The organism is Moorena sp. SIO4A1 (genome assembly GCF_010672065.1).
In the GTDB taxonomy this organism is placed as follows: Bacteria; Cyanobacteriota; Cyanobacteriia; order Cyanobacteriales; family Coleofasciculaceae; genus Moorena.
Genome location: NZ_JAAHHX010000004.1, coordinates 86,807 through 98,967, shown reverse-complemented (window position 1 = coordinate 98,967; position 12,161 = coordinate 86,807). Strand labels below are relative to the sequence as shown.

11 protein-coding genes are annotated in these 12,161 nt (G+C 42.9%); 3 read left to right on the top strand and 8 right to left on the bottom strand.

The features are described from left to right. Entirely contained in the window at nt 1-1,356 is a 1,356-nt protein-coding gene (locus tag F6K53_RS04310) for a dihydroorotase (protein WP_293067345.1), read from the bottom strand. Nucleotides 1,357-1,690: 334 nt separating this feature from the next. Here F6K53_RS04310 and lepB point away from each other — a divergent pair, with 334 nt between their 5' ends. Beyond that, the gene (gene lepB / locus F6K53_RS04305) at nt 1,691-2,311 is read left to right on the top strand and encodes a signal peptidase I (RefSeq protein WP_293067348.1); all 621 of its coding nucleotides are present in this window, start codon (nt 1,691-1,693) and stop codon (nt 2,309-2,311) included. A 15-nt stretch (nt 2,312-2,326) separates the two neighbouring features. On the opposite strand, the gene F6K53_RS04300 is transcribed toward lepB, so the two are convergent. The 3 genes from F6K53_RS04300 to F6K53_RS04290 all read right to left on the bottom strand — a co-directional run bounded on the left by F6K53_RS04300 (nt 2,327) and on the right by F6K53_RS04290 (nt 5,534). Continuing rightward, nucleotides 2,327-3,622, bottom strand: coding sequence for a dihydroorotase (locus tag F6K53_RS04300; RefSeq protein ID WP_293067351.1), 1,296 nt, complete (start codon nt 3,620-3,622; stop codon nt 2,327-2,329). A 322-nt stretch (nt 3,623-3,944) separates the two neighbouring features. Next, a complete protein-coding gene (locus F6K53_RS04295; RefSeq protein ID WP_293067354.1) occupies nt 3,945-4,388 on the bottom strand; it encodes a hypothetical protein in 444 nt (147 codons plus the stop codon). A 219-nt stretch (nt 4,389-4,607) separates the two neighbouring features. Further along, nucleotides 4,608-5,534: a DMT family transporter gene (locus tag F6K53_RS04290; RefSeq protein WP_364302291.1), complete on the bottom strand. Its 927-nt coding sequence runs from the start codon at nt 5,532-5,534 to the stop codon at nt 4,608-4,610. 130 nt (nt 5,535-5,664) lie between these two features. Here F6K53_RS04290 and F6K53_RS04285 point away from each other — a divergent pair, with 130 nt between their 5' ends. Beyond that, nucleotides 5,665-6,042, top strand: a complete 378-nt coding sequence (locus F6K53_RS04285) for a DUF1823 family protein (protein ID WP_075895885.1) — start codon at nt 5,665-5,667, stop codon at nt 6,040-6,042. 14 nt (nt 6,043-6,056) lie between these two features. Further along, on the top strand, nt 6,057-6,191 hold the full coding sequence (locus F6K53_RS04280; RefSeq protein WP_293026577.1) for a hypothetical protein: 135 nt from the start codon (nt 6,057-6,059) through the stop codon (nt 6,189-6,191). Between the two features lie 24 nt (nt 6,192-6,215). Here F6K53_RS04280 and F6K53_RS04275 read toward each other — a convergent pair whose 3' ends face one another. The 4 genes from F6K53_RS04275 to F6K53_RS04260 all read right to left on the bottom strand — a co-directional run bounded on the left by F6K53_RS04275 (nt 6,216) and on the right by F6K53_RS04260 (nt 12,062). Beyond that, the gene (locus F6K53_RS04275; RefSeq protein WP_293067361.1) at nt 6,216-9,218 is read right to left on the bottom strand and encodes a hypothetical protein; all 3,003 of its coding nucleotides are present in this window, start codon (nt 9,216-9,218) and stop codon (nt 6,216-6,218) included. Between the two features lie 447 nt (nt 9,219-9,665). Next, the gene (locus F6K53_RS04270; RefSeq protein ID WP_293026573.1) at nt 9,666-10,025 is read right to left on the bottom strand and encodes a hypothetical protein; all 360 of its coding nucleotides are present in this window, start codon (nt 10,023-10,025) and stop codon (nt 9,666-9,668) included. 490 nt (nt 10,026-10,515) lie between these two features. Continuing rightward, the gene (locus tag F6K53_RS04265) at nt 10,516-11,097 is read right to left on the bottom strand and encodes a Uma2 family endonuclease (RefSeq protein WP_293067364.1); all 582 of its coding nucleotides are present in this window, start codon (nt 11,095-11,097) and stop codon (nt 10,516-10,518) included. Nucleotides 11,098-11,207: 110 nt separating this feature from the next. After that, nucleotides 11,208-12,062: a hypothetical protein gene (locus tag F6K53_RS04260; protein WP_293067367.1), complete on the bottom strand. Its 855-nt coding sequence runs from the start codon at nt 12,060-12,062 to the stop codon at nt 11,208-11,210. Nucleotides 12,063-12,161: the final 99 nt, after the last annotated feature.

Here is a 12,161-nt window from a genome sequence, read left to right as displayed (position 1 = left end):
TTAACTGGTAAAAGTTAAAGCTTCACCTCGCACTTCTGTGTTCAATTTTCCTCTGTCGTAGACTACTTGACCACCAACAATGGTCATCACTGGCCATCCGGTTAAGTTCCAAGCTTCAAAAGGACTCCATCCGCATTTTGTTAAAAGTTCTTCCCGTAACACTGGGTGGTAATTTTCTAAATCTACCAGTACCAAATCCGCATCATAGCCAGGAGCGATCGCACCTTTGTTGGGAATTCCATAAGCCTTAGCAACTGCTGTAGACATCCAGTCAGATACTTGAGCCACACTACACCGTCCCTCTATGGCTTGAGTCAGCATCAGTGGCAGAGATGTTTCTACTCCAGGCATTCCCGAAGGAGTGTGGGGGTACCCTTTGGCTTTTTCCTCCAAGGTGTGAGGAGCATGGTCTGTAGCGATAAAATCAATGACCCCATCGAGTAGAGCTTGCCAAAGAACTTCATTGTCGTGGCAGGAGCGCAAAGGCGGATTCATCTGTGCCAGGGTACCAATCTCTGCATAAGCATCGGTATTTAGTAAGAGGTGCTGGGGAGTCACTTCCGCCGTCACCCAGCTAGGTTTGTCTTCCCTAAGCAATTCAGCTTCTTCTGCCGTGGATAGGTGCAAGATATGCAAGCGCCGCTGATATTTTTTAGACAACTTCAGAGCTAACTTGGTGGCATTAAGGGCAGCTTGATTGTCCTGAATCTGAGAGTGAACAGCAGGGTCAGTAATTCCAGCAAATTCCTTACGCCGCTGATTAATTCTGGCTTGGTCTTCAGCGTGTACTGCAATTAAGCGATTGTACTTCCGAGAACCTTCGCTAAAACCTTCAGCAAAAATTGGTTCTATCACTGCTTCATGATCTACCAATAGTGCACCATGAGCTGAACCCATGAATATCTTAATCCCACAAGTCGGCTGGGCATTGTGCAAATCTGGCTGATTTGCTGGTGTTGCGCCGATAAAAAAGCCATAATTAACTAAGCACTTATCTGCCGCTCGTTTGAGCTTGTCATCCAGTGGGGCTTGGGTCGTCGTCGGAGGACGAGTATTCGGCATCTCTAAAAAGGACGTCACTCCACCCTTGGCACAGGCACAACTGGCAGTAAATAAGTCTTCTTTATGTTCTAGACCTGGTTCCCGAAAATGGACTTGGGGATCAATTACCCCTGGCAACAAAGTTAAGCCTTGAGCGTCTATTTCTTTATATGCCGTAACGTCCGTTGGCACTGGGATGTCTGGGGCAACCTGAACAATCCTTCGACCGCAGGTGTGGATATCCCCCAGTAAAAATTCACCAGAGGGCAATAGAATACGAGCATGGCGGATAAACAAGCAAAAGTCAGACAACATAGGAGGATGTTATAATTTGACAGTTTCCCTGCTCGGTGTCTAGGTAGATACAGTAGATACAAACCTGATATATAGCTAAATACAGACAACCGCAGCTAACCTACCACCATGGCACAAACAAACAGGGTTGTCCTGCCAAATTGACTTTATTCACAAAACTTTACATAATCTTGATTTAGGCTCCCCTACTAACTTGAAATTTTTAAGATCTAGCTAGAAAACCCCAGACGTTTAAATTTGCTGTTAAATTTGCTGTTAAATTTGCTGATAATTTCCCAATCAGCTATTTGTTGAAATTTCCTCAAACTTGTGTATCGGTAGTAGTTGAATGGATATGAGTCGTGTACCAGATAAAAGACCAGAAAAAAAACCTACACAGCCTTCTAAAGACAATGCTTGGGTAGAAGGAATAAGAACAATTACCTTGAGTGCTGTTCTTGCCTTTGGGATTCGCACGTTTGTGGCTGAAGCGCGATACATCCCATCGGGATCGATGCTACCGACACTACAGATTAACGACCGCTTGATTATTGATAAGATAAGTTATCGCTTTTTCCAAGACCCACAACGAGGAGAAATTGTGGTATTTGCTCCCACTGAAAGGCTGAAAGAGCAAAATTTTAAAGATGCTTTTATCAAGCGCATAATTGGGTTACCCGGTGACAAGGTTTTGGTTAAAAATGGGCGAGTTTATATCAATGATAAAGAAATAGAGGAAAAGTATATCGTAGAAGCACCACAGTACGATTTTGGACCAGAAACAGTACCACCAGACGAATACCTAGTGCTGGGAGATAACCGTAACAATAGTTACGACTCTCACCACTGGGGCTTTGTCCCTCGTGACAAAATTATCGGTCGTGCGGTAGTGCGGTTTTGGCCGTTAAATCGAATGGGGAAATTGAAACCAAATCCGAGTTATCCTGAACGGTTGAATCAGTCAACTGAATTATAAAGTATCAGTACTTCACTATTGATATTTTCGACTTGCTGGACACCAAGTTTGCACGACACGACCAATTAATTCTTGCCCTAGCCAGGGGGTATTACTAGAAAGGGATTTGAGGTTTTTTTGGTGAACAGTCCAAGGGGATTTAGGATTAAATAAGACTAATTCAGCGGATTGACCAGTAGCAGTGCTAGGGGGGTCTTGCTGTAGACAAATAGCAGGATTTGTGCTAAGACTTTTCCAAAGTTCTAAGGCTGACCAATCCCCTGTCTCGACTAGAGTATGCCAGAGCAGGGGTAGGGCTAGCTCTAAACCAATCACTCCTGGTGGTGCTTCAGCAAAGGCAACAGTTTTTTCTTCATAAGTGTAGGGAGCATGGTCAATTGCGATCGCATCAATAATCCCCTCCCGAACACCTCGGATCAGTGCGGCTTGGTCAACTGGGTTTCCCAACGGGGGTTCCAAGCGCAAATTGGAGTTGTAACTGCATAAGTCTTCAGTATTGAGCAATAGATGCATCCAAGTGGTACTGGCTGTTACTGGCAAACCCGCTGCCTTAGCTGATTCAATCAATTGGACAGCGCGACTGGTGGAGATACGCATGAGATGGACTGGCGTGCCAGTAGTTGCTACAACTTCTAATAAGGCAGCGATAGCGGATGATTCTGCGATCGCAGGATTCCCTGGCAAACCCAAACCAATTGATTGGATACCTTCTCGCATCACTCCCCCATTTGCCAACTTAGGGTCACAAGCCCAAAGTGCCACTGGTTTACCCAAGGGTTGTAGGTATTCCAACAACCGTCGAACTAGCCCTAAATTACATAAAGGACGTTCATCGGTAAAGCCCACTACTCCCCCTAGAGCTAGTTCCGCTAATTCAGTCATTTGCTGTCCTTCTAACCCGATGGTAAAGGCACCCCAGTAATAGAGTTGAGGTGAAGAAGGTGGGAGGGTCAGATGGGGAGAGTTTTGGAGTTCTTGCCGTTGTGCCAAAACAGCAGCATTGTCTAGGCGGGGGTTAGTGTCAGGCAAAATGGCTAAGCGAGTAAAGCCTCCATTTGCTGCTGCTGCCAGTAGTGAAGACCAGGTTTCCCGCTGCTCATGTCCTGGTGCACCAGAATGGCTGTAGAGGTCTACTAGTCCTGGTCCTAAAATGTGTCCCTGACAATCTTGCACCACTGTATCGCTAGAGATTTCCTTGATGTGAGTTTCCACTGCCGTGATTACACCATCAGTAATCAGCACATCAGCGACTTGGTCAATTCCAGAAACTGGGTCTAAAACCCGGACTTGTTGAAGTAGTTTACTATTCATTGGGGAAAGGGAAAAGGAAAAATAATTGGCTTTTAACTCAATCCCCCTTTCTAGCTACTCATATCTAAATTACTTGTTATGACTACTTATTTTTTACATTACTACGTACAATTTAAAAATACCACTTTGCCAGATTATGTCAGACCTCAGAAGAGGTGACGAAATAGCCTGAAACCCTTTACGCTTAAAGGGTACTGAATCATTGCAGGCTTTCTGGGAGCATCCCAATTTGGAATAAACATACCACATTAAGCTGTATGAACCCGATGTTAATGCCCATATCAAAAGATATATTTTTCAAAATGGGATGCTCCCGACATTATTAATTTTTATTGGCAGCAAATACGTTAACCAATTTGACCACTTGTGCGGGTCTATGATAAAATGTCCAATGCTGCGGAGACTCTGTTATAGCGTCAGTGTTGGATATTTTCAGCCTTTTTGTGATGTCTTCACTATTGGAAAACGTGGCTAAGTAAGTTGTTATTTCGCTAGCGCTGTAAGTCACATAATCATCATCATTTTCTATTTTGCCGTTTCTATCTCCTGGAGCATCATTTTTCAAAAGAAGAAATGAGATATGGTTAGGGGTAGCAATAAGTTCCACATATTGCGTCGGCAACAGATCACGGTCACAAAATGAATGTAGAGTTAAGTCACATATTTCTATCTCAGTTTCACTACTCGCCAGGGCATTCATATTGAACGTTAGCACTAGCATACAGGTTACTAACGTTACAAAACAAGCTTTGATCATTTTTTTCATTTCTTTTTCGCTTCTCCTACTTCTGGCATAATGTAGTCAATTAAATACTTTTTTAGTACTACTAGGTTTTCTAGCTTAAAGTTGAGGTTTAAAACCTGATAGTTGAGGTCAAAAACCTCTTTATTGAAGGCTAAACTCCATCACTGTTAAACTTTTATCAGTATAAACGACTTGTTCGAGTTTAAGAGCACTTGCTGCAAATAAGTCCTCAGCTGACTTTCAACCTCTTTTCAAATTAGATCCATAAACCGCTACTGCCACCCCAACTAACAATACCACGGCACCTACCAGCACCAATACCCCTGGCACTTCCTGAAAAATCAGATAGCCCAAAAAACAAGCACCAACGGGTTCAAACAAAATAGCCAGGGTCACCAGGGTAGGATTAATCCAGCGTAGCAACCAGTTAAAACTGGTATGTCCCACCATTTGGGGGAAAACTGCGATTAACAAGATGTAGACGTAAACCGCTACCGGATAATTGAGATAACTGACACCCCAGAGTAACGATAACAGTAACAACACCAACGCCCCCACACTGTAGGCGAAAGCACTATAGCTACCCAGACTCAAACCACGCTGCTGTGCTTCACGTCCCCAAAGTACATACAAACTTGCTATCACCGCTCCCATCAATGCTAGAGAATTCCCCAACAGAGCATTACTCCCACCACTGAGAGAAACCCCATCCCCCAAACTAATTAAGACACCACCTACAAAGGCCACAGCAATCCCCAAAACCGTCAGCCTAGTTAGTTTTTCTTTTAACCACAGCCAAGAAACTAAAGCAACCCAAATCGGAGTTGTGGTAAGTAACGTAGTAGATGCGGCAATGGAAGTAAAAGACAAGGAAGTAATCCAAGTCACAAAGTGTAGCGCTAAACAAACACCAGCCCCACTGGCATAGAGTAATGCACCTGGACTTAGCTGAGCTTGCCTGAGCTTTGGCCAAGCTGGTAACAGTAGCATAGACGCAATAGTAAGACGAGATCCAGCTACGAACAGGCTAAACCCTACCCCACTCACCCCAGCGGATGCGATCGCTAATCGCGCAAAAATAGCTGATGTGGAAATCGCCAACACACCAGCCAAGAAAACCAATCCCACCTGCCAGCGCAGCGGCTGCTTTATAATTTTCATAGCCATACAGCTTCAATCCCTAACCATTACCATTATTCCGCCAGAGGTACCAGCACAGAAGTGAATAACTCTAGATAGTCTAACTTTATCTAGAATCTACTTAATCCTTGATAAGTCCTAATTTATAATTTCAACTATGTTTGAACTACCGCCACTCAATACTAATACAATTTGGGCAATTTTAAACGAAAAAATTGATGACGATACCGTTAATAAACTACTCTGGTACTATCTAGGTTATCGTTATAACTCAACTACGCAACAGTGGGATATAACTGAGGTTAATCCTGAATGGCAAGAAGACTATCCCGAGCCACCCAATTTCATAGAAAGCCGCCCTGCTACCGTAAAACTAACCCGTTCAATCCCCAAAGAAAATAAACAGTTATTGAAAGAAAAATTAGGTTTCAAAGGTTATAAAATCGGGGAATTTGGTCCTCGACAAACTCGCAGAGCTACAGCCGCAAACTGGTTACTGAATTATATGGAACAAAACGGCATTGCCTCAGTATAGCGTTTTTCATACCTATGAGGTACACAGGATTTTTTCCCGATTCCCGATTCCCGATTCCCGTTCCCCTCCTGGGAGGGGTTAGGGGTGGGTTCCGATTCCCGATTCCCGATTCCCTGCTCCCTAAAATCCAGAAATTGTTTACCTCATAGCTATGATAATTGCTATAAAACACTTCATCCTTCAAGCGTACTAGATAAGTCAGTAGGAACAACTACACACTCCAACTCCGCCTTGTGACTCTCCTGCTGGTTCTCCAAATTAATTGCGATCGCTTCTATTCTGATTTGAGTCGTGCCTTGGGGTATAACTAATTGAGTCATTGCCTCCAGCTCCCCAGCTGCATTGGGGAGTAAATCTATAATAGAACGGGTTTCCTGGAGCAGAGAGCGAGTTTGGACGTCTTTAACCCACAATTTAATACATAAACGAGATTGACTAGGAGGAAGTTTTATGGTAACCATTATCTTTTCTCCAGCAACTAACTCCCTAGTAGTCGGTATTGATAAAGTCGGTGCTGCTAAGGTCGCATCCAACTCTAGGGATGAAAGATTCTCCAGTTTAGCCTTCAAGTCATCTTGCTTAGTTGCTTTAGCTTTTTTCGGTTGTGGGGCTATTTCTCGATCGTCTACTACAATTTCCTGAGTCGTCCAATCGTGACTAGTAATACCAACTCTAGGGGGTGTTTCTGGGGTTGCTAATTCTGAACTAACTATGGGCAAATCCTCAGATTCTGTCATTGACTCCAAGACCTTTTCTGGAAATTCCCTAACCTCTCCTTGGTTGCTAGCCGTTTCATTCCTCTGTTTATCTGCCACTGCTGAGGGATCTTGCCCAGCAGGATTACTTTGTGGGGATAATTCTAACCTCAGCAATTCCAGCAATTTATCATCTTCAGCTAAAGCACTCAAGCGTGACCAAAAACGCTCTTCCATGTTTAGGGCTCGGAAAGCTTCTTCTAAAGCGATTGACTCAGGATCTTGTACAGAATCTGGAGTCTCCCACCGAGTAGTATTCAATAATTGGTTTACCTTGGAATTATTGAACTGGGTATCAACCGATTCTGAATCCTCTAACTGATCATCTGTCTGATATTCATCACTCTCAATAATCTCAATACTTTGGATTGGATCAGATTTATTTAGGGAATTAATCAGCACTTCAGAAGCATCATTATAATTAGATAAGACTTCAGACTTTATCTGTAAATTACTATCTTCATTAGTATCTTCAGCACTATCTTCCGACTGTTCTACTGTGTTTTGAAGTACTGTGTCTTGAAGTACTCTTTCTTGAACTACTGTGTCTTGAAGCACTGTTTCTTGAGGCTGTAACTCTGACCCAGTATCTTGCTGTCGATTATCTAGTTCTGGATTGGCTGTAGTGGAGGATTCTTGATCATCTAGGGAAACTGACTCAGATGCTTTAGAGTCATGTTGGACGTCTTCGTGCTGTGCCTCAGGTTCAGCAACCGACTGCATTGTAGGAAAATTCGGCAATTTGATAGATTTAACAGTTATGTCACTCGGCTGATGGTGGTAAAGTTTTGGTGGTAAAGACCGTTTAGAAATAGGTTGCAAGAACAGAGATGGATGGTTTTGGGGTAACTCAACCAGATCCAGCGTAGTCTGCTCTAAGGGGTCTTCATCTAATAATAGAAGGTCTTGATCAGGTTGATCAGGTTTGGCAGATTGAGCGATCCGATTAGCCAGTACGACCATGGTTTCCATGGGCATCCCCTGATTCCCTGGCACAATTACTTCTAATAAATCCTCTACATTAGCTGTGACAGTAAATTGTTGAGTAGCTAAAGCAGTTGACTTTGAGTTATAAAGGGTTATTTTTCCTAAAATTAGACCACTTTGGCAATCCGTTGGAATATCTAGACTATGGCTAAATCCCAAAGATAACTCCTGTTGAGATAGGGAGTACTCAATATCTAACAAACGTTTTCCTGTTTGAGGAAACCGCAATTGATAGCGTAGGGTAGCAGGAAATAAGTTTTCTAAAACACTATCTAAAACACTAACCGTTATCCCATCACCATTATTATAATTATCATTATATACTATCAATTCCCCTTTGATAGTCAACGACTCTCCTCGCCTTGCCAGGAAAATTTCCTTATCTAGTTTTAGGGTTAAACCGTACTTATTAACCTCTGTATCTGAAACCCAATCTGAATCAGAGGTTTTTCTTAGCTGTTGGTTATCTTCAGATTCCGTATCTTCCAACTCATCCAATACTGGCTGAAGCACCTGTTGTAGTAGTTGCTCCAAAGTCTCCAGAGATTCCTCCATGATGGAATTCTCAACGGTCGATTGGAGTTGTAGGTCTTCCGAGATAGTTTCTATTGGTTGTTGGTTGGTTTTTGGTTGTTGATTGGTTTCAGGATTAACAGGTGCCTCTGAGTAAACCTCTTCTACCTCTTCCAAAACCGTCTCTTGGCTAGGACTAGATTCCTGTTGGCTAACCCCCATTGCTGCTTGGGCTTGGTCAACAGGTAACTCTGGCGCAGCAATGGTTATGGGTTGTTCTTCTGGTGGTGTTATCTGACTCTGGTACTCCTGAGGGTTAGAAAACTCTGATCTAGCATCTGAGCTAGCATCTGAGCTAGTATCTGAGCTAGCATCTGTTGCTTTCAGGTCATTAGCAATAGTATTGGTGGAGGGAGAATCAACAGCTAGCTCAGGTGTAGTCAGGGAATTGTTTATTTGAGGCGGCTGAGTATCAGTTTGGGTGGATTCTACTGGGGTGGATTCTACTGGGGTGGATTCTACTGGGGTGGATACAGAGGTTTTAGGGGGTGTCTCTACATCTTGGATTTCGGGTATGACTTGTAGCGCTAAGGATTTTCGCCAGGACTGACCCAGAAAATCATCCATGATATCGTTACTGCAACGTAACTTCCACAGACCAGGTTTAAGCTTGGTGAAAGGAATAACCACCATTAACCCTTCTGAGTTGGTGCGACGCCATCGCCTCTGGGACTTGCGTTTGGGTGGCACTTGCTCTGTGCTATCATAGCTGACGCAAATTTCTACATCAGTATTGGGCAAGTTGGAACGAGCCACTATCCGATACCGACCAGATTCAATTTCCATCTCAGAAGACTTGATTGGCTTCCAGGAGCGCTCCCCCTCTTTCTGTAGTAGAAATTCCCAGTACTTCTTAGCCATTGTCGATATCTATGACCCAAAGACCTGCTAATGGACTTGATTGCTTTTCCAATTAGCTTACACTTTAAGTCGAGTATTTTGCTTATCCCCACGCTCTAGATTTGTCAACCACCGGATTCGACAGAGTGACTGACATCTACTCGGTTTAAGGGGATAGGAAAGCTATACCACAAAATTTCCTCTTAAGATGTGCTTGTTGATACCAAATACTCAAATACTAGGGCTAATCTTAAGGATTAAGCTATCAGTTATCAGCTATCAGTTATCAGCTATCAGTTATCAGCTATCAGTTATCAGCTATCAGTTATCAGCCGAAGGCTTGTAGCCATGCTACGGGAATGGCTCAGGGCTGACGACTGACCGCTGACCGCTGAATGCTGACCTGAAGGATTCTTCTAAGCCTCAGAGATCGCCTGCCTAAGGCGTTGCTGATTCGAAAGCTAGAATTTACCAATTCATAAGTTCATCTATTACAGTGCGAATACGATAAGTGTTCCGGTCACAAGGATTCACACAAATAACATCTACCCTGACATAATCACCTTTGGGAGCACATACAAGATTAAAAATAACGTTATTTCCTCTTTTAAAGCGCCATGGGTGAAATTCAGTTTTTTCGATTTCTCCTCCATTGACAAGAATATTCATTTTTTCTATACCTTTCTTGTTACAGCTTGTCTCACTCCCACTACTAACGGCATGCCAACCTGTACTACCTCCATTTGCGCTTATTGCATTAGCTAATCCTTGGTTTAGGGTCATACTTACAATAGTTGCAACAGATAAAATGCTTAATTTCTTTAACATCGTGATTCCTTATTATGTCTTGTTAAATAATTTTATAACATCTTATTTTTATTGATTATTAAGAATAATCAATAAAAATAAGATGTTTTTTTAAAACTTAAAATTACTTAATATTTATTGTGTATAAATTTCAGGCATTGCTGAATTAAAATAGATAATAGCGTTTTCAAACGAGTTGTAAAATTATAGATTGTCGAAAAAGACAAGAAGCAAGAGGCAAAAAGCAACAGGGAAAAGAGCTCCAGAGTTTTATAGCAAACTAAAAAAAGACCTTTTAAGTTTACATCTCAAATACAAATGCTATAAAACCGTAGGGGGTAAATCTCAATGCATGCTGTTTGATCCGGTGGGTGGAATAGGCATCTTGCCCGTGGGTGGAACGGGCATCTTGCCCGTGGGTGGAACGGGGCGGGTTGTCTCAACCCTGGCTACGAGGCGGAAAATGAAGGCTCCCCTAACGTACCCTACTGGAGTAATCTTAAGGATTCTTCTAAGTCTCAGAGATAGCTTGTCTGAAGTGCCTCATCGCTTCAACTTTGGAAGCCATCATCAGACACCGATACAATAAGTCAATATCCAAATCTGGCAAGACTTCACTCTGGGAAATTTTTTCGTAACCATCAGAGCGCAAGTGATACAAAGCAAAGACACCATCCTCCCAAAACCAAACTTCGGATACTCCTAATGCTTGGTAACGATTTAGCTTGCTCTGGTTACCACTAGTAAAGACAACTTCAATAGAGAGGTCTGCAATCACTCCTGAGGATCTACCAATTATGTAAGATTGGTCTGCTTGTGCAGATGCTTCCCCTTCCTTCTCTTGGGTAAAGCTACCGGTTGGAGTAAACTCAATTTGTTTTTCAACAAAATAAGTACCCAGCAACAGTGCTATGACACCACTGAAGACTTCATGGTCTTGGGAAACTGCCAATATTTCTACCTCACCCCTGTAGTAGAACAGTCGAATTCCTGGGGAGTTGACGAACCCCGCTTGAATTGATTTGAAGTTATCCCAACTTACCCCGGAGTGGACTAGCCGTTGGTCGTTTTGTTTATCTACGACATAGGTCATGGGGATTATTCCTTGTTCAGCATAGAAAGCCTAATCAATGAATTTGCGATCGCAAACTTATTGATTAGCATCTTTCCCTACCACAAAGCGCGAGATTTTACTCCCTTCAGCTATTGAACATTTGTCACCTTACCCAGACGAGTAAAGCGAATTTCAATCCTGCGCCTAGTTTGATCATCCTTTAAACTAATCGGAGCAATTTGTCCATTAGGTAAAATTAACTGGGCTGCAGAATAAGCTCGAAATTGCAGCCCCTTCAGCCGTCCTTCTTTAGCTTGAATCTCACGGAGTAATTGTACAACTGCCAAAGCTCGCATCAGTCCTAAATCAGCATTAGATCCTGGTCTAAGTTGACTGATAGAGGAATTTTTATTAACCACATTCCCAATGGTCTGGTCGATATTGCCAGCACCAAGATTAGGTTGACCATCGGTGTGACCAATCAGTTCTACTACATTGATTTCATAGTCCTTAGCATTGCTTTCAATAGCAGGGACAATTTGCTGCCGAATATAGTCCTTCATAGCTGAGGGAATTGCCGCACTGCCAGAATCAAATCGGTAAGCCCCCTGATCTTTGATTACAATAATCGGAGGTGTATCTGGTGGTTTTGGTGCTGCAGCAATCTGTACCTGCAAAGACCTAACCTGCTGTTCTAGTGCCTTTTGGCGGTCAGTTGAGCGCTTTGCCCTAGCTCTCCAAACCGCCACACCACGCTCAAGTTGATCAACCCGAGCTGCCTTAGCTCGTAATTCCGCATTCTCCCTTGCTAATTGCACCACTTCATCTTCACTTCTGGTGAGATCATCAATGGTTGATTCCAAGGCAGTTTGTGCCAGCACAGACTTCAGGATAGACAACAACAAAAATAAGATCAGGATCATGAAGGCATTAGACATTAAGTCTGTAAAAGCTGGCCAGAGATTTATCTCTTCATTCCAATCATTATTTCGTGAACGACGCATTTTATCAATTCTCTGTCAATCTTATAATTAGTATTAGTCATTTGCCGTAAGCATTCAGCATTCAGCATTCAGCTTATGGGCTACGGGCATATGCTTATA